Below are 22,183 nucleotides of genomic sequence, written 5' to 3' on the forward strand. Positions count from 1 at the left end.
GCCTTCCGATTTTATACCGATATTTTGATTATTGACAAAACTAGAGGTTTTCATTAACATTTATGATACTTGTATCATGCAAAGCTATGTTTTAAAAGAATGTTGATAAAGACGTTTTTCGTAAATGAACTCTAAGGCTTGCTTTATCATAATTGGCTACCCATTTTAATGTGCCGTCCTGGCACTAAAATGGCTTTGCCCATCCTGGGCAAAATTACGCCAATTATAAGTCGCAATCCCTAAGAGTTCCTAGAACTCAAACGATAATATCAACATTTTAAAACATAGCCTTCCCCACCGAAGGAATGTTTTAAATCAGTGTAAAAATCAACACTGATTTAAAACAGAGCCAAAGAAAAATATTTCTAAAAAGCTATGTTTTAAGAGAATGCTGAAAAACAACACTTATTTAAAACAGAACCTTATAAAAAAATAAACTGCTGACAGTTATTACACTGTAAGCAGTAACTCCTTCAGTAGCTTATCCAAATTCTCTATTAATAGATCTATTTCTTTTAATATATCTGAACTATTTGAAGCTGAAAGCTTCAATATATTGCTTATATTTACTTCCATATCCTCTGGTACCTTAAACCCATTGTCTTTTATAATTTTAATAAGCTTTTTTTCTCCAGGATGAGGGAATTCATTTATTGCAAATATGATATCAAAGTAGCTTGCCAGAAAGGCTGCAACCCTATGATTAACACTTACATAATCATCTCTTTTTAATGCCTTTTCTATTTGATAGTAATATGAGGGCATTTGTGATTTTAATAAGGGATAGTTCTTTTTTATTATGTTTTGCTTTAATTCATAAGGATATGCCATCTTGAACTTATCTTGAAGTCTTTTTAAATTTCCATTCCTGTCGTAAAGAATCACTGAATTTATAAAGTTCGACCAAAAACAAGTTGTATATCCTGTATCAGCTTCACATTTTATTAAAGTTCTAGACAATGCTCTTTCTATAAATTCTAACTCTCTATATATTATTTCCACAGGTATATTTTCTTCTTTTAAAATACCATCATCCTCTGTTTCCCAGAAAGTATTATTCAATTCTATGTAACTGCAAAATTCATTAGTAATATCTTTTCTTTTTTCTATTGGTATTTCCTTAGACAGATACATATAAATATCATAATCTGAATTTTTATCATTAGTTTTGGTAGCATGAGAGCCTGCCAATAATATTCCTTCTACTTCTTCTAATTCAGAAAAAGCCTTCAGCATTTTTGATAGTTCTTTACTAATATCCATAAATATATCCTTTCAAATAAACTTTATCTAGGCTAAATCTAAAAGTCTTAAAGGGTTTTCCACTAATAGCTTATGAAATATTTCATCTCCAATTCCTTTTTCCTTGCAATAAGGAATAAACTCCCGAAATATTCTGTCATAAGGCAGCATATCCTCTTTTGCATTTCTTTCTCCGAAATAAAAGGTGCCCGCATCCTGCGAAAGCAGTAATCTATCCAGCATATTATTTTGCTTTAATTTTTTAATGGCCTCTGCCTGCCAGCTAAATTCCTTACATCTCCCTATATAATCGAACTCTATCCATATACCTTTTCCAAGAAGCTCAGTTATAATTTCAAAATTTTGCTCCACATCTCCATGAACCCAAATAAATTTATCTAATGATAATTTTTCATCTTCAACAATTTTAACTGCTTTTAATGCAGAATGTGCAGGTATAGTGTGGCACTGTATAGGAAGCTTAGTTTTAATGCTTGTCCTAGCTGCAGCCCTAAGTATTTTTTCCTGGAATTCGGTTATTTTCCCAGTATCCCCTAATGCTAGCTTTATGTATGCAGGTTTTATGTCCGTGCCCTCCATTCCATTAGTAAAATCTGAAGTCCAAATTTCAACTATTTCATCAATGCTCTTTCCTTTAAGTGTATCTGGAATAAATTTTTCTTCCTGATTGCTTCCATCCCAAGCACCAGTATTAGTTAATATATTTAATCCTGATCTCTTAGCACATTCCTGCAATATTCTCAAGTCCCTGCCAGATCCCAATGTACTAGCATCTACAAAAGTATTGCAGCCGCAGCTTTTAATATCTAGTAAATAGGGAAGCATAGTGTTTACTACTTGTTCTATATCGTATTCCTTTGTGCTTTTAGCTCCAGCTCTGTCCCAGGTTATATGTTCATGCATTAGGGTTATGCCTAATTCATTAGGCTTTATTTTGCCAAGAACTGAATTTATCATATTGTTTAACCTCTCTCTATAATACATTTTATACTTACAATTATACCATGTATAACCAATGAATTATATATAAAATTGTGTACCTGAATATTTTCTCAATTCATTTATGGCGAAGCTAAAATTCTGTCTTTCTCTGTATACTCTGCTGGAGGTCATAGCATCAAAGGCATCTGCCACTGCTATTATAGCCGCACATTCCGGTATCTCTTTTCCTCTTAAGCCCGATGGATATCCTTTGCCATCATATCTTTCATTGTGGTACAAAATCATATCTAATATTTTGTTTTCCTTGAAATTTTCAATTGGTTTCACCATGTCAAACCCCATTGAAGGATGCTGTTTTATTATATTGTACTCTTCCTTAGTCAGCCTTGCAGGCTTGTTTAAAATATTATCGCTTATACCTATTTTCCCTATATCATACAGCAAAGCTCCAGTAAATATAATCTCACATTCTGCTTTTGAGTATTTCAATTTATTAGCTATTATCCTGGCATATTCGGCTACATTTTTAGAATGAAAAGCCGTATAATTATCTCTGGATTCAATGGTTCTGGCCAATGTCATTATGAACTGTACTGTGTCTTTTTGCTGTTTACTATGTGTCTTTATTAAATATGAAATAAGAAAGCATATAATAAAATGAGAAAAACAAGTTATGTAAAAGAAGCTCATAAAATGCAAAAAGCTTAGAGGTTCATAGTTATTCCCATGCGTTAATTCACTTGGTGAAAAATAGATTAGTGTCATGGAACTAATAACACTAATTGCTAGCTGCTGAAATACACTAAAAAGTGAAATGCCTGCCGCCACCATAACCACTGTAAATATAGGATTGGGGCGGTCATAGTATACATACTTGCTAAGCACAACAGCCAGTATGAAAATAAAAAAAGTTATGCCGCGAAATATTTTAGTGTTTTCTCCAAAAATACGCCAACTAAAATAATTGAATTCTCTCTGTAACTTCATATAAACTACTCCTCGTATAATTAATTTAGTAGTAATCTCATATGCTTTGTAATTAATATTACTTTCAAGATTATATCTTTGAATTATGGCACAATTATGTCATAAATATAAAATAATTATGTGATTTGAAAGCAGGAACTAATATTTTTAATAAATCCCAAGCAAAAAACCGTACCTTTATGATACGGTTAATTACGGATGTATAATTAAAATTTTTATTTAGATAATCTTGTTGATAACAAATCGGGCAGCGATGTAAAAATCTCCGCCATTGCCTTACGCTGCTTTTCAGACATATTGCTGAGGGCCTCAATTTCTGCTGCTTTAAGTTCATCAAGTATGGCTTTAGCATATTTATGACCTTGCTCCGTAAATTTTACTACCTTATTTCTTCGATCTTTAGGATTTATTTCTCTCTGAATATATCCATTATCCTCAAGCCCAGATAATATCAATGAAACTGTCTGCTTAGGCAGAAATAATTTATCACAAATTTCATTTTGTGTACAATATGGAGAATCATTTATAACATATAGAACAAATAGAGTTGTATCGTGTATACCATGATTTTTAGACCATACACGATAAATATCATTAATTCTAAACCATGATTTATAATAGATATCCAGTAATTCTATAAATTCTTTTTCTTCTCTCATAGCTTATGCACTCTTTCTCTCTATCTTAGGCATGATTACAGATAAAACAAGAGACATTGCCGATATAATTATAAGTATTATAAATAGAACATGTAAGGAACTGGTTAATGAAAGCTTTATCTGCTCACTAGTTATAGCACTATTATGAGCGGATGACTTATATAAGTTGCTTGGCTCCACTCCTGTTATGCCTATTCCATTAAAATACTTTACTATATATAAATTAAATATACTTCCAAACACGCTTACTCCTATTGTCTGTCCTATAGTCCTAAGTAAGGAATTAGTAGCAGTAGCCGCACCTCTTTTGTTATATTCTACCGATTCCTGAATAATTATTGTTAAAGTAGTAAAAGCTCCACCAAGAGCAAAGCCCATTATAGAAACATATATTAATACTAATATTATTGGTGAATCTATTCCCAAAGTAGGCAGTAATATAGTGCCCACAAGCAATATTGAATTAGATATAAGTATTACTGCTTTGTCTCCATATTTCACTATGCATTTTCCCAAAATTACCGAAGATACAAGCCATGCTACAGACATTGGAGCCAGTGCTAATCCTGATATGGTAGCATTAAAGCCTAGAACGTTTTGTATATATATGGGCATATATACATCAGAGCCTATAAGTATAGCAGAAGCTAAAAAGCTTATTATATTCACAATAGAACTAGTTTTTGTGAATACATCAAAAGGAATTATTGGTTCTTTTGCTCTTTTTTCTATTTGATAAAAAGCTGTTAACAATATAATAGTTATTATCACGGATACTATTATAAATACATTGTGATCAATACTTATATTCTCTGTTAGTAAAAATATATCTAGGAAAACAATCATAGCAAGAGATAAAGTAATAATCCCTGGAAAGTCTATCTGATGCTTCTTCTTCTCAAAATTTTCATCTAAATTCCTTTGAATAAGTATAACTGATATTATTCCAAAAGGAAGATTGATAAAGAAAATCCAATGCCAAGAAAGCACATCAATTAATGTTCCTCCTAGGAAAGGACCTGCTAAGCTTGCTACTCCCCATACTGTACCTATAAGTCCCTGTATCCTTGGCCTTTCTTCTAAGGTAAATATATCTCCAATTATTGTGTATGTAACTGTAAATATAGCACCTGCGCCTAAACCTTGAATTGCTCTAAAGGCGATTAGCATATACATGGTCTGAGATAATCCGCACAAAAAGCTTCCAGATAAAAATATTATTATTCCTATTGAAAGCATATTCTTTCTCCCATATAAATCTGACAGTTTGCCATATATAGGAGTGGAGATAGCAGAAGTCAATAAATATGCTGAAAAAACTAAACTAATAATTTCAAACCCCTGTAAATCCTTCACTATGGTAGGAATAGCTGTAGTAACTACGGTTCCCTCTACTGCTCCTAAAAACATCGCTACCATTAATGCTATTACTATATTTCTTTTCTTTGAATTCATTCCGCAACAAAACCCACTTTCATAAGCAATATTCGTCCAATAATGGACGAATATCATTATAAACTAAAAAACATTATTAATCAATAAAGTTTTAAATCAGTGTAAAAATCAACACTGATTTAAAACAGACCCAATAAAATATAAGGAAACTTACAGCATTTGCTGAATAGTATAGTTATAGATTACTATTAAAGAGGAGGATATTTTATTGAGTAAGAAAGGTTTAATTTTAGGGATTTCCATCGTTTTACTGATAATTTTAGGCTATTCAGGAACTAAAATATATAATTATTATTACCGCAATAATAAAAACCTGACTTCAAACCATAAAACAAATACCTCAAGTTTGAGCCAAAAGCCTGCTGCTGTAACTGAAAATGCTTCTTCCCCTGCTTCAGAATCCAAGCCAGCTGAAGCAACTCCTTCTTCACCTGATTCCTCAGACAAAGCAACTGTAAAAATAACAGCATACAAAAAAGGAGACAAAGGTGATAAAATTGTAGAAATACAAAAAAGACTTCAGGCTTATGGATATAAATTAGATATAGATGGCTCCTTTGGAAATGACACCTTCAATGCAATCTACGATTTTCAAACTAGACTTGCTTTACATGCTGACGGAATAGTTGGACCAGAAACTCTAGAAAAGCTTCAGCAGGAACCTACGGAAAAGACAAAATATACTCCACCTGCACCTGCACCTGCACCTGCCCCAGCTAGTAATGCTACTTCTCATAACCTTTTAGAACAATATGTTAATGAAAATTCCTTTAATAGTTCTACTGGCTATTTTGTTTGGATAGATTTAGCTTCTCAAAAGGTAAATTTATTTACGGGCAGCAGCAAGAATTGGAAGCTTCTAAAATCCATGAGCTGCAGCAGCGGAAAAGCCTCCACTCCTACTGTGAAAGGTAATTTTTCAATTCAAAGCAAAGGTTCCTATTTCAGGGTAAATAGCAATGTAATTTGTAAGTATTATTCTCAATTCTATGGTAACTATTTGCTGCACAGTGTTCTCTTAGATAACAACGGCAATGTGGTTGATGGAACTCTTGGAAAGCCAGTATCTCATGGCTGCGTTAGACTTGCTATTAATGACGCAAAATATATATACGACAATGTTCCCATAGGCACAGCTGTTTTAGTAAAATAGACATGCTTCTTCAGTAATAAATTTCTATTGTTATTGAATTGTATTCAAGCTGCTATCATATGTTTTTCAAGAAAATCCTGTTTATATATATAAACCTTGATATTACTATTCTTATATATTAACATTTATTTAGTTTGAAAGGATATGTTTTAAAATGTATGATATTAAAGGAATTTTATTAGATTCAGGCAGGGTACTGAATGTATCTGCCACTGGTCACTGGCACATAACCCCTAACTTTTTCTCATATGTGGACAAAGGTAAATTCTATTCCCTATCTTCTTCAGCTAGAAAGTCAGCTTTTAATAAAGCCGGAGAATATATAAATAAGCAAAATCTAATCATGGATGAAGCTGAAGAATACAAGCATTTTTTAAGGTACTATGAAATATTTTCTACTTGCCTTCCTGAACTTAAGTTAGAAAAAGAGGCAGTGGAAAGCATTGCTAAAGACCATGTATATAACTATAGCAAATACACCTTTTTTAGTGATGTATATGAAGTAATTCCAGAGCTAAGCAAGCATTATAAATTAGCCGTAGTTTCAGATGCATGGCCATCTCTAGAGAATGTATTTAAGGCTGCTGGGTTAAGAGATTATTTTTCTTCCTTTGTGATTTCCTCGAAAAAAGGCGTCACAAAACCTAATGAATTAATGTACAAAACTGCACTGGAGGAGCTTCATATTAAATCTGAAGAGGCGATATTTATTGATGACAGTATACTAAACTGCAAGGGTGCGCTAAAGCTTGGAATAACTTCTTTTGTCATGTGCAGAGACAAAAGATTATATAGGTATAATAAATTATTTAATAGAAAATATAAACCAATCAACAATCTGTTGAATTTAAAAAATATATTGATAAGAAGTTAAGACTTTAATAGCCCGCAGACTGCTTCTTTCTGAAGTTAATGAAGCAGCCTAAAAGCTTTACTGCTTTAGACTGCTTTCCATTTACAGCATCATTATAAAACATAGCTTAAAATATAGCTAATCGCTTTGAAGCTAAAGTGATGTCCTCTTTAGCTAGAATATCCGATATTACTGCTATTCCATCAATATTAGCTGGTTTTAATAAATCAACATTCTTTGAATTGATTCCTCCAATAGCTACCACTGGAATAGAAACAGTGTCTTTTATCTTGCTAAGCAACTCAATTGAAACAGCTCTGGCATCCTCCTTTGTGCTTGTTGGGAATACTGCTCCTACTCCTATGTAATCAGCTCCGTTTTTCTCAGCCTCTATGGCCTCTTCTATAGTAGCTGCTGACACACCTACAATCTTATCTCCAACTAATTTTCTTGTAATACTGCACGGCATATCAGATTGTCCAACATGAATTCCCTCTGCATCAATAGCTAGCGCAATATCTATTCTATCATTTATTATCAACGGTATATTATATTTGCGAGTAACAGCTCTAACCTTAAGAGCTACATTGTAGAAATCCATAGTGCTTATATCTTTTTCTCTAAGCTGCACTAATGTAACCCCGCCTTTTATAGCAGCCTCCACAGCCTCAGCTATATCCCTTCCTTTTAATATTCCTCTATCTGTCACAAGATAAAGCTTATAATTTATATTACTCTTCATTTATTTTGCCTCTTTCCAATATTGTTTTTTCATCTAAATTATAGACAGCATCTATTATTCTTGTTCTTAAAGTCCCGGTACCTTCATTATTCTTCTCTAAATTTTCATAAGCTATCTCTCCAGCTAAGCTCATAGAAACAATTCCAGCTAGAGCTGCTACAAGCTTATCCTCTACCGCCCCTAAAAAAGAACCTATAAGCGATGTACACATGCAGCCTGTTCCTGTTATTTTAGACATTATCTTGTGTCCATTATGTGCAGTATATAATTTGCTGCCATCTGTTATAATATCTACCGCTCCTGTTATAGCCACCACTGCATTTATCTTCTTTGCAAAATCTCTTGCCACCTTTTTCGCTGTAGTAAACTCATCAGCGCTTTCATCTATAAGCTCTCCTGAATCTACACCTTTAGTTTGAGTCTCAATTCCATATAAGGTTTTTATTTCAGATAAGTTTCCTCTTATTACTGATAACTTTACCTGTTCCATTATCTTTTTAGCTGCTTCAGTCCTGTAAGGCGTAGCTCCTGCTCCCACAGGATCTAAAATCACTGGAATGTTCAGCTCATTAGCTCTCTTTCCGCCTTCAAGCATGGATTCCACAGTTCTTGAATTTAAAGTTCCTATATTTATTACAAAGGCAGAAGCAAAAGCTATCATATCCCGCACTTCATTAATATCGTCTGCCATAACTGGTGATCCGCCAAGGGCTAAGGTTATATTTGCACAATCATTAACAGTAACATAATTTGTTATATGGTGTACTAACGGGGTTTTCTTCCTTACATTGTCCAAAGCCTCTGAAATTTTTTCATTGATTTTCATTTTTACAAACACCTCCAAAATAAATTGTTATGATTTTTTGAAAATGTTGATATTACTCATTAAAAAAAGCATGAACCCATAGGATTTATGCTTTTATAATAACAAATAATAAACAACTTCCTACGCTGGCATTACCCAGTTCAGGTCATAGGGTTAAGAAATTATGGTTTCTAATCTCAGCTGGCCAATCCAACTCCCCTGTGTCAAATAACTATTCAATTTTATGACTTTATAATAGCATAATATTGACTAAAGTACAATTGCTTATCATACCTTCAAATCTCTCTTTAAGTAAAAGAAGTAAGTGGAAGCTGAAAAAATTGCAATGAGTACTAAAGATAAAATCACAATAACAAAATTTAAATTTTCACCCCTTACAATATTTTCATAGCTAAAATACTTAAAAGGGGAAAGTACATTGAGAGCATTCACCTTATCTGTTAAATCTGTGACTTTAGACACCACATAAGAACCCAATAATATTGAAGTAACATAAGATCCCGAAGCCTTAGACTTTTTCATTACAGCAGAAAGCATAGCTCCAAGGGATAAAAATATCAGCTGAACAATAAACATGCTTATAAAAAATAATATTATCTCATGAGAAATATCCTTTCCCTTATTGTATACTCTTACCATAGCTATTGACGATGCCAAAGTAACTAAATTAATAATTATCACATTTATTAAAGCTGCAATAAATTTTGCATTTATTATGGTAATCCTGGATACAGGCTTTACCATCAAAAACTCCGTAGTTTTATCTCTTTCCTCTTTGGCTATAATACCGCTTCCTATAAGTGCTGCATGAATGGCTGTAGTTAACACAATATAGGAAAATAGGAAAGCAAAGAATCCGCTCATACTGGTTACATCAAAGGCTCCAAATCCAAACAATGCTTTTATGGTGTGAGGCATTTTATTAAAAATATCATTATTTGCCCCAGAGGAGTATGCTGTATATTTACCCATACCGCTCAAGACAAATAAAAACATACATATGCTCCATATGATTAAAGCTTTTGCATTAGCCTTTAATTCCCTGAAAAAAATATTCATAATTAATCCTCCCATATTTATTTTTTACACATAAAAATCATCGAGCTCTAACTTACTGCATGAATATCCTTCTTAATATAAACAACATAACTAATCAATACCGATATAAGTATTATAATTAAACTTACGATTAAATAGGAGCTCTCATAGCTTCCGTTCTTTATTATATAAGTGGTGTCAAAATATTTAAAAGGAGATATAAAGCGAGTTAAAGCATTGTTCTTATCTGTAGAAATCAAAGCACCAATCATATATAATCCAAAAACTACCCCAAGGGATATTGGAAGCACAGATTTCAGCTTCTTAAAAAATACCGAAACTAGGACTCCAAGAGCTATAAAAATCAGTTGTATAAAAAACATAGTAAGATTAATCATGAAAAACCGCTTACTATCATAATTACTGGTTTTGACAATGTTAGCTATTACATAGGCAGCGGCATAAAAAACCACATTAGTAATGACTATGCTAGTAAAAGCAGCTGAAAGCTTTGCAGTAACTATGGAGACACGTGACACTGGCTTAACCAAAAGAAAATCTGCTGTTCTTTCCCTGCTTTCCTTTGATAAAATAGCTACTCCTAAATTCATAGCCTGAACTGCTCCACATAGCAAAATAAAAGAAAAGGACATGGAGTAAAAGCCCAAAATCGATGTAATGTAATCCAAGTTTATTCCAAGCATAGCCCTTACCGTTTCTGGATAATTGCTCAGTAATTTTTTATAATCAGCAGCATCATTAGCCATGCTGGGATATATGGATAGGAAGATTACAGCTAAAGCTATTAAACTTGCTGCCCATATTGCGGCTGATTTACGCATAGCTTTAAGTTCATGTAAAAACATATTCATGCTTACTCCTCCTTTGCATAATAATGCATGAAGATTTCTTCAAGATCTGGATCCACAATGGATATATTTTTAATATCAATTTCCGAAACCTTTTTCATGACAGGATTGAGATTTCCCTTATATATGAAGTTAACCGTATTCCCATTCACATTAAGCCCGCTAACTCCATCAATAGTAAAGAAATTCTTGTCCATCACGGCTTTAGCTTCAATACTAATCTTCTTATAGCTGTTTTCCTGGAGAGTACTCATCTTTTCAAGCTTGATTATTTTTCCTTCCTTTATAAAGGCAACTCTGCTGCACATTTTCTGTACTTCACTTAAAATATGTGAAGAGAAAAATATGGTAGCCCCTCTTTCATTCTCTTTTTCAAGGAGCTGAAAAAATCTTTGCTGCATGAGTGGATCTAGCCCGCTGGTAGGCTCATCAAGTATGATTAGCTTTGGCTCATGGAGAAGTCCCTGAACAATACCAACCTTCTTTTTATTACCAAAGGAAAGATCATCAATTTTCTTTTTTAGATCTAAATCCATTATTTCTGCAAGCTCATTAATCCTTTTAGTGCAATCTTTTTTATAAAAACTAGCCGAATATTTTAAAAGATCTATGACTTTCATATTATCATAATAAAATACCTCTGAAGGAAGATATCCAAGTTCTTTTCTTACTTCGGGATGCTGCACACAATTTTTCCCAAAAATAGTAGCACTGCCGCTGGTAGGATAAATAAGTCCCAGTAATGTTCTAATGGTGGTAGATTTTCCCGCTCCGTTAGGTCCTATAAAACCAAAAACTTCTCCTTGCTCTACATTTATATTCACATTGCTTATTCCTCTAGCCTTTCCATACTGTTTTGTAAGATTGTTTATTTCTATCACATTCATAAAAGTCAGCCTCCTTTATTTTTTGTGCTATTTAACTAAATTATTTATACTTTTCCTTATAAAGATTATTCTTAAGCAAATTTAAGCAATCGCTAAATTCATTGTACAAACTTTCATAATCAATCTCTCCTTGCTCTGAAAATTGTTTTGCATATCCATCAGCAAGCCAATAAATCATTTTTACTAAAAGCTTTATATCCACATCCTCTTTAAATTTAGAATAATCTATATCCTCCTTAATAATTTTATTTTTAAAGCCTTCACTTCCAACTATTATTTTTTTTATATCGCCTTTCACTTCTTCATCCTCTTCGAAATATACACCGGTTAGAAAGGACATCATTGGCGGATGCTGCTTCAAAACAGCAATTTTAATGCTTGAGGATATTTTAATTCTTTCGAAAAAGTCAGTAACTCCATAATCAAACTTGTCATCAATTTCTTTCATGATAAGACTGCCGCTCAAATTAATTAAGTATAGATATAATGCTTTCTTGGTTCCAAAATAGTGGAATATCATAGCCTTCGAAATCCCAGCAGCGGCAGCTATATCGCTGGCAGAAGTTTTTTTGTATCCGTTTTTCCCAAAAGCCTTAAGTGCTGCATCAATAATAGAATTTTGCTTCTCTATAGTTAAATTTAAAAATTTATCCAAAGTATTCACCTCGTAAGTTTCATAAACCGAATCGGTTTATATAATTATATCACCATAAACCAATTCGGTCTATAGTTTTAAATACTTATCCCAATAAGGCTATGTTTTAAAAGGATGTTGATAAAGGCGTTTTTCGTCTAGCATGGTTTCTTTCAGAACCCATGTAAGAAACTCTAAGGGCTGCTTTGTTATAATTGGCTACCAATTTTATTGCGCCCTCCATGGCGCTAAAATTGCTTTGCCCGTCCTGGGCAAAATTACGCCAATTATAAGTCGCAATCCCTAAGAGTTTCTAGAACTTAAACGATAATATCAACATTTTAAAACATAGCCTCCCCGAACTGAAGGAAGTTTTAAATCAGTGTAAAAATCAACACTGATTTAAAACAGAGCCTTCAATAAAAAAATAGCTAGACAAAGATTATAAATTTTCTCTGTCTAGCTATATATTATTTTGCTTCATTCTGAAGCAGGCTGTGCTTTCTTCCATAGGTGAAATATACTACAAAACCTATGGTAAGCCACACTATAAATCCTATCCAGGTTTTTAAATGCAATGTGGTTAACAATGCAATACAGCACAGTATTGTAATTATTGGTGTAAAAGGTACCCCAGGACATTTAAATACTCTTTTAAAATCAGGCATTGTCTTTCTAAGACGGATAACACATAAGGAAACCACTATGAAGCCTAGCAAAGTTCCAATATTTAAGAATTGAACTATTATATCAAGAGGTAAAAAGCCTGCGATTATTGCTGCTACAGCTCCAGTTATTATAGTGGAGATATATGGTGTCTTGTGAACCTCATGAATCTTAGAAAAAAATTTAGGCAGCAATCCATCTCTGGACATTCCCATAAAAACTCTTACCTGACCGTATAAAACCACCAATAGTGTTGACATCATACCAACAATTGCACCTACTCCAACTAAGGTAGAGCCCCAATTTATGCCTATTCTAGCCAAAGCTCCAGGCAGAGCATTTTCTGAAATTATTTCCTTAAAGGGAACTAATCCAGTAAGTACAAATGCAACTGAAATATATAATAAGCTTACAACTATTAAACACATGATAAGCCCTAAGGGAAGATCTTTTTTAGGATTTCTTGCTTCTTCTGCCGAAGTAGAAATAGCATCAAAACCAATATAGGAAAAGAATATAGTAGCAGTACCTGCAAATATACCTTTGAAGCCGTATGGATTGAAAGGTTTATAATTAGACACATTTATATGCGCTATACCTATTCCAATAAATAAAAGAATTATAATTATTTTAACCCCAACAATAACATTATTAATTTTAGCACTTTCGCTCATTCCATAGCACAAAAGAGCTGTAATTACTGCAATTATTAATATTGCGGGCAAATCCACAAATCCGCCGTTACTTGGAGATGCTGTTATAACTTTAGGAAAAGCCATCCCCAGATTTTTTAGTATACCTAAAAAGGTCCCAGACCAGCCTGATGCCACAGCGCTGCAGGCCACTAGATATTCCGCCGTTAAGCACCAGCCTATTATCATTGCAATAATTTCACCAAAGGTTATGTATGCATAAGAATAAGTGCTGCCTGCAACAGGAAACATTGTGGAAAGCTCTGAATAGCATAAGCCGCAAAAACAGGCTACCATAGCTGCTAAAATAAAAGAAACAATAACTGCCGGTCCAGCTGCATGTGCTCCTTCACCAGTAGCAACAAATATACCTACTCCCACCACTGCTCCTATACCTAAAGCTGCAATGTCTCTTGAGGTTAAGTTTTTCTTCAAGGATGTTTTTTGGATGGATTCAAGTACTTGTTCGGTAGTTTTCTTCTTCCAAATGTTCATTATGTTCTCCTTACTACGTCAAAAAATATTTTGTTGATAATAGTATATAATTTTTCGCTGTTTATTAACAATCTGTTATATATTATAATTTGATTTTACAAATCAATCAATGTAAAAAAATTGGGACTTATATAAGTTCCATATTTTTTTCATTATGATATAATAAAAATTTTATGATTTTAATTGCTTATATTTAAAGATATTCTTCCAACATTTGCAGGTATATGATGCCATTATGTGGTGATATTATTTCAGATTTGTAAAACATTGCAATACACTAAGGAAACAAAACAACTCAATAAATAATAATTTGGTAGCAATGATGATTTCCTCGTTTTTTATTTTTGTGCCAAGAAGACTTGACAAACATAACGGACAGGGATAAAATGTAAGTCCATAAAAAACTTGTCATAATGTCAAATAAACTTATCGAGGTGATAGAAATGAATAAAGAGGAAATTCTTCAAAAAGCACAAAGCAAAAAAACTAATACTCCTGATGAAATGGAACTGCAGGTAGTACAAAAAGGAAGTGGAATTGCAGTATTTTCTATTTTGGTGTTTTGCTTGATTTTGATGATTGTAAAGATTATTGCAAAACAAACTTGGTATGATGTATACAGTATACTTTTTGTAAGTATGGGAGCACAACATTTCTACAAAGGTATCAATCTGCATCAAAGACACGAGATTATTTGTGGTATGGCTTTTAGTGTACTAGCTATACTTATGTTAGTGGGATACATTGGGGCGATTTTGTGATGAAAAGCAAGCATATTGATAATGAATTGATATTACGCAATAAGTTGAAGGTTGCACGAGCAGAAAAAAACATTTCGCAAGGTGACTTGGCAAAATTGGTAGGTGTATCTCGTCAAACAATTAGTTCTATTGAAACAGGGCAGTTTAATCCGACGGCTAAATTGGCTTTATTGTTGTGTATTTCTTTGGATAAAAAGTTTGAAGAACTATTTTATTTTGACTGATATAAATTCCAATTTTGCAAGTGTTTAAGTTTAAGAAAGAAGGCTTAAGGTGTATGGATAAAGAACTTACAAATAAAAAGTTTTGGGAAAAGGTTGCAAAATTGTATACACCAATGCAGGAAAGAAAAAGCGCAAAACTATACCACGAATTATGTGAGATTATATCAAAATCGTTGGATAAGAATACGCAGGTGTTAGAATTGGCCTGTGGAACTGGACAACTTACATTTCCACTATGTAAAAAAGTAGCTGTTTAGGAAGCAACGGATTTTTCAGGGAATATGATTGAAGAAGCAAAAGCAAGAGCATCTAATTTGCCTGTTACTTTTACTGTACAGGATGCAACGAACCTACCATATGAGGATGGAAGGTTTGATACGGTCGTTATTGCAAACGCACTTCATATTATGCCGAATCCTGACAAAGCACTAACAGAAATCCGGCGTGTGCTAAAAAAAGGAGGATTACTGATTGCACCGACATTTGTATATGATGAAAAAATCAATAAAATACGAATTTGGTTGATGGAAAAGATTGGATTCCATACTTTTTACAAGTGGAAGTCTGATGAATATATAGAATTCGTCTGCAAGAAAGGATTTGATGTAATTGATAGTTCTGTAATTACAGGAGATATGTTGCCGGAATGTATATTGATTTGTAAAGCATAAATTCCAATTTATAGAGTTGGGTTAACATTATTTTCTTGGGTCCTTAAAGCTAGAAAAAATGAGCCCTCTCTGGCTCGTCATCAATATACTTTCCTATACTCCAAAAAAGGAGCTTTGCATCAGCAATTTTCAGCTGCTAATGCAAAGCTCCTACTATTAAACCTTATACAAAATTAATGATGGAATAATCTTAATCCTGAAAATGCCATCACCATATCGTACTCATTGCAAGCTTCTATTACAATATTATCTCTTACTGAGCCGCCTGGCTGCACTATGTACTTAACTCCACTTTGAGCAGCCCTATCTATATTATCACGGAAAGGGAAAAACGCGTCTGACCCTAAGGAAACACCTTTTAAGGTATCAAGCCATTCTGATTTTTCTTTATTAGTTAATTGGACAGGTGTTTCTTCAAAAACATTTTTCCAATCTGCTTTTTCAATTTCTGTTACATCATCACGCAAAAACTGATCAATAGCATTATCCCTATTAGGGCGAGATACTCCTTCTTTAAAACGCAGATTAAGTACAGCTGGATGCTGTCTCAAATACCATATATCTGCCTTAGAACCTGCAAGCCTTGTGCAATGTATACGTGACTGCTGTCCTGCTCCACAGCCGATAACCTGACCATCATAGGCATAGCATACTGAATTGGACTGAGTGTATTTAAGAGTAATCATAGCTATAATTAAATCTCTTTTTGCTTCTTCCGAGATTTCTTTGTTATTTGTCACTATATTAGTTAACATATCATTATTAGCTAAAACAGTGTTTCTCTTTTGCTCAAATGTAATTCCATAAACCTCTCTGGTTTCAATATCTTTAGGCTCGTAGTCAAAGTCCATCTCAATTATGCAATAGCTGCCCTTCTTCTTTTTCTTCAATATTTCTAAAGCTTCCTCAGTATATCCTGGAGCAATTATGCCATCTGAAACTGATCTGCTCAAAATTTTTGCTGTAGGCAAATCCACTATATCACTTATGGCAGCCCAATCGCCAAAGGAGGACATTCTATCAGCACCTCTTGCTCTTGCATAAGCCGCTGCCACAGGAGATAAATCAATATCATCAACAAAATATGCTTTTTTTAAAGCATCACTCAATGGGACTCCCACCGCTGCTCCTGCTGGACTGACATGCTTGAAAGACGCAGCCGCGGGTAAGTTTAATGCCAATTTTAACTCTTTAACTAACTGCCAGGAATTAAAAGCATCCAAAAAATTGATATATCCTGGGGTTCCATTCAATAGCCTAAATGGCATTTCTCCTTGCTTTGAATAAATTTTAGCTGGCTTTTGATGCGGATTGCATCCATACTTTAGAATAAATTCCTTCATTAATAATACCTCCATGAATTAAATTTAAAAATAAGGATATGTTTTAAAGCATTGTAAAAATTACTATTGATTCAAAACAGCGCAAAAAACAAAAACGCCTGAGTAAAATATTATTTTACCCAGACGGTCGATACTTTAACTAAATTATGCTCCCTATGGTTAATTCCATTTCCGCCAGTTGCATAATTCCTATTGTTCTTTTGTTGAATATATTATATCATATTTCATCCCACAATGCATCCTATACTCTCTTTTTAGTTCTAAATATGAAATCCCAAAAATCGCTGCCAATTCCAAAATTGTATTGATACATGTAATGATGCACTCTATGATGCTCTTTTAACGCCTGAAATATTTTTAATTTTTCTAAAAACATATCACTCTTTTTATGAAAATAAAAATGCAGCAGTTCCTCCCAAGCATTGTAAAGCATACATACTGCAAGAAACAAAATTCCAAGAGCCTTATTATTTATAAAAACTGCAGCAGCTGCAGGACTATATAAAACTACATTTCTTAAAATTTCCCCTGCACTTGATAAAACTGTAGTCTTGTCTATTTCTTCAAGTTCATAAGAGCTTATACCATGAAATATCTTATGATGAATTTTTATATGTTCTTGCTCATAGGAATGGTGAAGCAAGAATCTATGGAGGCAGTATTCAACTAAAGAAGAATATAATAAAGCTACTATTATAATCACTAAAACCATTAAAGTATATAATTCTTTTGTTACATACAAAAGCTAGCACTTCCTTCTAATAAATTTTAATTGCTAAAAGTTACTATATGATAATTATTATCGTAAGGCTTATTATATACTAATTTTATACGTTTGTGAATCTTAACTTAATAAAAAACAAGGATTAATCTAAAATACTGTACAAATAGCAAAAATTGTACACCCTTCAAATCCAGATGTACAATTTCTAAAATTCATATATTTATTATACACAATAATCCTTTAATTGATATTAATTTTCTTTAAAATCCAAGCTATATTTTGTCCTATGGATTCCATATTTTTTATGCCTTCACCATCATTAAGCACTTCACCAGCTTCTTTTCCATATACCATATTCCAATAGGTACCGCCAACTAAGTACATCTGGTTATAGTGTAGAAAATAATTCATATATCCTTGCCCATGCTATTGTGATAACTCGCAATAGCATTTAATACTTCAAAAATAAAAATTATGCAATGCTTACTTCAACCTGCTTAGAAAGTGATTGAAGCTGCTCATTGCTAATACTGGAATCAGTTATTAAATGATTAATTTGGTTAAAGGTTGCAAATCTGTACAGTCCCTCTATGTTGAATTTTGATGCATCAGCTGCTAAAACAACTTTTTTTGAATTTTCAATAATTCTCTGCTTAACTTCCAGTTCTCTATAGGATCTAACGCAAGGGCCGTCTTTATGGAAACCATCGCAACCTATAAAGGCTATATCGGCTTGTATGCTTTCAATAGCTTTTGTGGCCCAATTTCCCACAAAGCACATGCTATTCTTCCGTAATTCTCCGCCAGTGACAAGAAGGCGATTTCGAGTATTTTCCAAAGCTTGCGCTACAATTAATGAATTTGTGATTATAACCAAATCGTTTTTAAGATTCAATAACTTAGCAATTTGCAGAACCGTAGTTCCAGAATCCAGAATAACAACAGCTCTTTCGGGCACCATTTTAACCGCCTTTTGTGATATTTTAAATTTTTTATCCGATTCTTTTAGCAATTTATCATCAAAGTGACTCTCTAGGCAATTAGAATACATTTTATCACCACATTCCATAATTATAAGATAAAGCTTTCTATTTCCAGGGCCACTCCATCATTTTGCACTGTATCCGTTACTTTTTTAGCATATCTTTTTACAGAATCCTTGGCATTTCCCATGGCTATACCGCAGCCTACTGTGGATAACATTTCTATATCATTCTCACCATCCCCAAAGGCATAACTATTTTCTAAAGGAATATTTAAAGAATCCAATACCTTTTGTATTCCTGAAGCTTTAGTATTTGCTCTTGAATAAAATTCAAAATAATTCATCTTCTCATCATAAATGCAGTCATAATCACTATTTTTTAATGATAGACAATACTCTATTCCTTTTTTATCCTTACAGAACATTTCCAGTTTATATACATCTATATCTTCTAAATTATAATCACTTCTCAAATAATCTTTAGGTATATTATAGCAATCATAGACATAATGCAATTCCTTATACTCATCTTTGATATAGGAATATTTTTCACCTTGCAATATATATTGAACATTAAGCTTTTCGAAATTATATATGAGTTCTTTTATATAATCCTTATTGATAGGCTCTTTATATATACAGCTTTCATTAACTCGCACACATGCACCATTAGTAAGCACAAAGCCATTAAATCCAAAATTGCGAAGGGCATCATTCAAAAAGGCATAGGGTCTGCCGGTGGCTATAAAAACATAATTTCCTTCAGCCTGCAATGAATATATCGCCTTTTTTACCCTGGGTGTAATATCCGTTATTCCATTTATACAATCTAGCAAAGTTCCATCAACATCAAAAAATATTGCCTTTTTCATAATTCCCCACTCCTTTTTTGCTTTTCATTATCATTCATTACAATTCGTTATCGTTCACTATCATTTTATTTTATTTATTATCATTTGTCAATAAATTTAATTGCATTTTAACATTTCAATTGTTAAAATATAAGTAAATGAGAACAAATCGGAGGAAACTATGTTTATTGAAGAAAGACACAAGCATATATTAGATCTTTTAGAAAAGGACGGAAAGGTGCTGGTAAAAGATCTAAGCGCTCAATTCGAAGTAAGTGAAAGCATGATCAGGAAAGATCTTCAAGTATTAGAAAAAAACAATCTATTGCAGCGTACTTATGGCGGGGCTATTAACATAAAGCGTACCATGGTAAATGCCGAAACCTTATTTAGACGTGTGGAAAAAGATACAGACTTAAAAAAAATGGTTGCTGAAAAAGCTAATGAATTAATTAAAGATAACGATATTATATTTTTGGATGCATCAAGCATATCCTATATGCTTACAAAGCTACTTATACAAGATAACAAAAACATTACTTTAATAACTAACATGGTTGAAATATCATCCCTGCTTCATGTAGATTTAAAAATGAATGTTATTTTTATAGGCGGAGACTATAATAACTTTGTAGGCGGGAATATAGGTTTTCATTCCACTGAACAGATCAAACTATATAGCTGCAACAAAGCTTTTATAGGCTGTATTGGAATAGACCTTACAAACGGTATTATCAGCACTGGAATATCTGAGGATGCAGGTACTAAAAAGGCTATTATGAGTGTATCTAAAGAATCCTATCTATTAGCATCAAATGAAAGATTCAACCAGGATGGAATTTATAATTTTTCAAACATATCAGATTTTCGTGGCATCATTACAGAAAACGAACCTAATGAGACCATAATGGATTTACTTAAACAGTATGATGTGAGATTAATTTAAAATCAGGCTATGTTTTAAAAGAATGCTTCTAAAGGCTTTGACCGATCTGAAACTCCAAAGATAATATCAACTTTTTAAAACATAGCCTCTCAAACTAAGGATAGTTCTAAAGCACCAATAACATTGTCCCTGCTATAACCAGCATCAGCCCGATAAATGATTTACTTGAAAGTCTCTCTCCAATAAAAATTCGAGAAAATGCTATGGAAACAACAATGCTTAATTGGTCAATAGGTACTACCATACTAGCTCTACCAGTTTGTAATGCATGATAATAGCATAGCCACGATAAGCCAGTTGCAATACCTGACAATATTATAAAAATCCAACTTTTTCTATCAATATTTTTTATCATAACCTGCTTTTTCTGTATAAATACGATCATCCACGCCATAATCAACACCACAATAGTACGAATGGCCGTTCCTAGATTTGATTCTACTCCTTGTATTCCTATTTTGCCGAGTATAGAAGTTAAAGAGGCAAATACAGCGGCAAGGACTGCGTAAAAAAGCCACAATTTACCGTCCTTGCTGCCATGTAGCTCTGTGTCCTTCCTTTGTATCATAAAATATGTTCCGCAGGCAAATACAACAACACCAAAGCACATTATTGGAGTAGGGATTTCTCCCAAGAACAAAAAAGCCAAAATAATAGTTAAAATTGCGCTGCTTTTATCAATGGGAGTAACTTTATTTACATCACCAAGCTGCAAGGCTTTAAAATAGCATAACCAAGACGCACCAGTAGCACATCCTGATAGAATTAGGAATACAATGGTGTAAGCGGATATATTACTGATTGTGTGCTGTGATCCTACAACAAAAACTATTAACCAGGAAAATACAAGAACAACAACTGTACGTATTGCTGTAGACAGATTAGAGTCCGTATTCTTTATTCCAATTTTTGCTAAAACAGCTGTCATACCTGCAAACAACGCTGAACCAAAGGCATATAAAATCCACATTTTTATTCCTCCCTTAACCCCCAAAAAATCTTAAACTCCAATTTTTCAACTCCTCTTTGCTGCTTGTAGCTAATGCGAAGAGAAGCGTTTTCTGGAATTGTAATGTCCTTATCAAGTTCTTCTAGTACAATTTTAATATTATTATCCTTGCTCTTTATAGCAGCTATAGATTCTCCAATTTTATCAAACAAAGCCCTTGAGTTATCAACTACATCTTTAGAAACTATATATAAATCATTCAAATTTATATAATTAGTTGAATCACCAGATGCAATCCATTTAATTAGCGCCTCTCTGCTAAACCTCCATTCACGCCCAATTTTCCGAGCAGGAATATGCTCTTCTCGCAGTAACTTAATGAGAGTTTTCTCACTGACACCTAATAATTCAACCGCTTGTTCAAGATTCAAAATCTCATCGTTCATAAAATGAATCTCCTTTCTAAGTTTAAAAATATTATACTACCAGCCAGCAGCCAAATCAACAATAACTGAAATAAGATGCAGTTTAACAGAATATAATAGTGATTTACCAATAATTAATATCC

At 33.1% G+C, this 22,183-nt stretch carries 25 protein-coding genes, 1 pseudogene and 2 riboswitches; of the genes and pseudogenes, 7 read left to right on the forward strand and 19 right to left on the reverse strand.

Annotation, left to right across the window (positions count from 1 at the left end):
* Nucleotides 1-450: 450 nt before the first annotated feature.
* The 5 genes from IAI10_RS22180 to IAI10_RS22200 all read right to left on the reverse strand — a co-directional run bounded on the left by IAI10_RS22180 (nucleotide 451) and on the right by IAI10_RS22200 (nucleotide 5,306).
* Entirely contained in the window at nucleotides 451-1,263 is an 813-nt protein-coding gene (locus tag IAI10_RS22180; RefSeq protein ID WP_315675504.1) for a DUF4037 domain-containing protein, read from the reverse strand.
* A gap of 27 nt (nucleotides 1,264-1,290) precedes the next feature.
* The gene (locus IAI10_RS22185; RefSeq protein ID WP_315675505.1) at nucleotides 1,291-2,220 is read right to left on the reverse strand and encodes a hypothetical protein; all 930 of its coding nucleotides are present in this window, start codon (nucleotides 2,218-2,220) and stop codon (nucleotides 1,291-1,293) included.
* Between the two features lie 63 nt (nucleotides 2,221-2,283).
* A complete protein-coding gene (locus IAI10_RS22190) occupies nucleotides 2,284-3,192 on the reverse strand; it encodes an HD-GYP domain-containing protein (RefSeq protein WP_315675506.1) in 909 nt (302 codons plus the stop codon).
* A 215-nt stretch (nucleotides 3,193-3,407) separates the two neighbouring features.
* Entirely contained in the window at nucleotides 3,408-3,851 is a 444-nt protein-coding gene (locus IAI10_RS22195) for a MarR family winged helix-turn-helix transcriptional regulator (protein ID WP_315675507.1), read from the reverse strand.
* A 3-nt stretch (nucleotides 3,852-3,854) separates the two neighbouring features.
* A complete protein-coding gene (locus IAI10_RS22200; RefSeq protein ID WP_315675508.1) occupies nucleotides 3,855-5,306 on the reverse strand; it encodes an MDR family MFS transporter in 1,452 nt (483 codons plus the stop codon).
* Nucleotides 5,307-5,514: 208 nt separating this feature from the next.
* On the opposite strand from IAI10_RS22200, the gene IAI10_RS22205 reads away from it, so the two are divergent.
* Nucleotides 5,515-6,459 (forward strand): L,D-transpeptidase family protein, encoded by a 945-nt coding sequence (locus tag IAI10_RS22205; protein ID WP_315675509.1) that lies wholly within the window; start codon nucleotides 5,515-5,517, stop codon nucleotides 6,457-6,459.
* Nucleotides 6,460-6,613: 154 nt separating this feature from the next.
* Complete coding sequence (locus IAI10_RS22210) at nucleotides 6,614-7,333, forward strand: HAD-IA family hydrolase (protein WP_315675510.1); 720 nt, start codon at nucleotides 6,614-6,616, stop codon at nucleotides 7,331-7,333.
* A 106-nt stretch (nucleotides 7,334-7,439) separates the two neighbouring features.
* Here IAI10_RS22210 and thiE read toward each other — a convergent pair whose 3' ends face one another.
* The 7 genes from thiE to IAI10_RS22245 form a co-directional block, all read right to left on the reverse strand.
* A complete protein-coding gene (gene thiE, locus IAI10_RS22215; protein ID WP_315675511.1) occupies nucleotides 7,440-8,054 on the reverse strand; it encodes a thiamine phosphate synthase in 615 nt (204 codons plus the stop codon).
* Nucleotides 8,044-8,880, reverse strand: coding sequence for a hydroxyethylthiazole kinase (gene thiM / locus IAI10_RS22220; RefSeq protein WP_315675512.1), 837 nt, complete (start codon nucleotides 8,878-8,880; stop codon nucleotides 8,044-8,046). The genes thiE and thiM overlap by 11 nt, the downstream gene beginning before the upstream one ends.
* A 99-nt stretch (nucleotides 8,881-8,979) precedes the next feature.
* Nucleotides 8,980-9,090: riboswitch (TPP riboswitch) on the reverse strand.
* 57 nt (nucleotides 9,091-9,147) lie between these two features.
* The gene (locus IAI10_RS22225; RefSeq protein ID WP_315675513.1) at nucleotides 9,148-9,939 is read right to left on the reverse strand and encodes an ABC transporter permease subunit; all 792 of its coding nucleotides are present in this window, start codon (nucleotides 9,937-9,939) and stop codon (nucleotides 9,148-9,150) included.
* 47 nt (nucleotides 9,940-9,986) lie between these two features.
* Entirely contained in the window at nucleotides 9,987-10,790 is an 804-nt protein-coding gene (locus IAI10_RS22230; protein WP_315675514.1) for an ABC transporter permease subunit, read from the reverse strand.
* Nucleotides 10,791-10,792: 2 nt separating this feature from the next.
* A complete protein-coding gene (locus IAI10_RS22235; protein WP_315675515.1) occupies nucleotides 10,793-11,674 on the reverse strand; it encodes an ABC transporter ATP-binding protein in 882 nt (293 codons plus the stop codon).
* Between the two features lie 40 nt (nucleotides 11,675-11,714).
* Nucleotides 11,715-12,329, reverse strand: a complete 615-nt coding sequence (locus IAI10_RS22240) for a TetR/AcrR family transcriptional regulator (protein WP_315675516.1) — start codon at nucleotides 12,327-12,329, stop codon at nucleotides 11,715-11,717.
* 449 nt (nucleotides 12,330-12,778) lie between these two features.
* Nucleotides 12,779-14,161 carry an amino acid permease gene (locus IAI10_RS22245; RefSeq protein WP_315675517.1) on the reverse strand — a complete coding sequence of 461 codons (1,383 nt, stop codon included), beginning with the start codon at nucleotides 14,159-14,161 and terminating at the stop codon, nucleotides 12,779-12,781.
* A 443-nt stretch (nucleotides 14,162-14,604) separates the two neighbouring features.
* On the opposite strand from IAI10_RS22245, the gene IAI10_RS22250 reads away from it, so the two are divergent.
* The 4 genes and pseudogenes from IAI10_RS22250 to IAI10_RS22265 all read left to right on the forward strand — a co-directional run.
* The gene (locus tag IAI10_RS22250) at nucleotides 14,605-14,922 is read left to right on the forward strand and encodes a DUF6442 family protein (RefSeq protein WP_315675518.1); all 318 of its coding nucleotides are present in this window, start codon (nucleotides 14,605-14,607) and stop codon (nucleotides 14,920-14,922) included.
* A 14-nt stretch (nucleotides 14,923-14,936) separates the two neighbouring features.
* Nucleotides 14,937-15,146, forward strand: coding sequence for a helix-turn-helix transcriptional regulator (locus tag IAI10_RS22255; protein WP_315675532.1), 210 nt, complete (start codon nucleotides 14,937-14,939; stop codon nucleotides 15,144-15,146).
* Between the two features lie 53 nt (nucleotides 15,147-15,199).
* Complete coding sequence (locus IAI10_RS22260) at nucleotides 15,200-15,403, forward strand: class I SAM-dependent methyltransferase (RefSeq protein WP_315675519.1); 204 nt, start codon at nucleotides 15,200-15,202, stop codon at nucleotides 15,401-15,403.
* Between the two features lie 15 nt (nucleotides 15,404-15,418).
* Nucleotides 15,419-15,817, forward strand: a pseudogene (locus IAI10_RS22265) (class I SAM-dependent methyltransferase); the annotation flags it as partial.
* Between the two features lie 173 nt (nucleotides 15,818-15,990).
* Here the strand turns inward: IAI10_RS22265 and IAI10_RS22270 are convergent.
* From IAI10_RS22270 to IAI10_RS22290, 5 genes are all read right to left on the reverse strand, one after another.
* Nucleotides 15,991-17,160, reverse strand: a complete 1,170-nt coding sequence (locus IAI10_RS22270; RefSeq protein WP_315675520.1) for a phosphoribosylaminoimidazolecarboxamide formyltransferase — start codon at nucleotides 17,158-17,160, stop codon at nucleotides 15,991-15,993.
* A gap of 110 nt (nucleotides 17,161-17,270) precedes the next feature.
* Nucleotides 17,271-17,352, reverse strand: a riboswitch (ZMP/ZTP riboswitch).
* 49 nt (nucleotides 17,353-17,401) lie between these two features.
* Complete coding sequence (locus tag IAI10_RS22275) at nucleotides 17,402-17,902, reverse strand: sterol desaturase family protein (RefSeq protein WP_315675521.1); 501 nt, start codon at nucleotides 17,900-17,902, stop codon at nucleotides 17,402-17,404.
* Nucleotides 17,903-18,124: 222 nt separating this feature from the next.
* Nucleotides 18,125-18,295: a hypothetical protein gene (locus tag IAI10_RS22280; protein ID WP_315675522.1), complete on the reverse strand. Its 171-nt coding sequence runs from the start codon at nucleotides 18,293-18,295 to the stop codon at nucleotides 18,125-18,127.
* A gap of 61 nt (nucleotides 18,296-18,356) precedes the next feature.
* Nucleotides 18,357-18,935 (reverse strand): hypothetical protein, encoded by a 579-nt coding sequence (locus IAI10_RS22285; protein WP_315675523.1) that lies wholly within the window; start codon nucleotides 18,933-18,935, stop codon nucleotides 18,357-18,359.
* A 20-nt stretch (nucleotides 18,936-18,955) separates the two neighbouring features.
* Entirely contained in the window at nucleotides 18,956-19,741 is a 786-nt protein-coding gene (locus tag IAI10_RS22290) for an HAD family hydrolase (protein WP_315675524.1), read from the reverse strand.
* 160 nt (nucleotides 19,742-19,901) lie between these two features.
* On the opposite strand from IAI10_RS22290, the gene IAI10_RS22295 reads away from it, so the two are divergent.
* Complete coding sequence (locus IAI10_RS22295; protein ID WP_315675525.1) at nucleotides 19,902-20,666, forward strand: DeoR/GlpR family DNA-binding transcription regulator; 765 nt, start codon at nucleotides 19,902-19,904, stop codon at nucleotides 20,664-20,666.
* A gap of 106 nt (nucleotides 20,667-20,772) precedes the next feature.
* Here the strand turns inward: IAI10_RS22295 and IAI10_RS22300 are convergent, their stop codons facing one another.
* The gene (locus IAI10_RS22300; RefSeq protein WP_315675526.1) at nucleotides 20,773-21,636 is read right to left on the reverse strand and encodes an EamA family transporter; all 864 of its coding nucleotides are present in this window, start codon (nucleotides 21,634-21,636) and stop codon (nucleotides 20,773-20,775) included.
* Nucleotides 21,637-21,638: 2 nt separating this feature from the next.
* A complete protein-coding gene (locus tag IAI10_RS22305; RefSeq protein ID WP_315675527.1) occupies nucleotides 21,639-22,061 on the reverse strand; it encodes a helix-turn-helix domain-containing protein in 423 nt (140 codons plus the stop codon).
* Between the last annotated feature and the right edge of the window lie 122 nt (nucleotides 22,062-22,183).

The organism is Clostridium sp. 19966, assembly GCF_032335695.1.
Lineage (GTDB): Bacteria > Bacillota > Clostridia > Clostridiales > Clostridiaceae > JACTOJ01.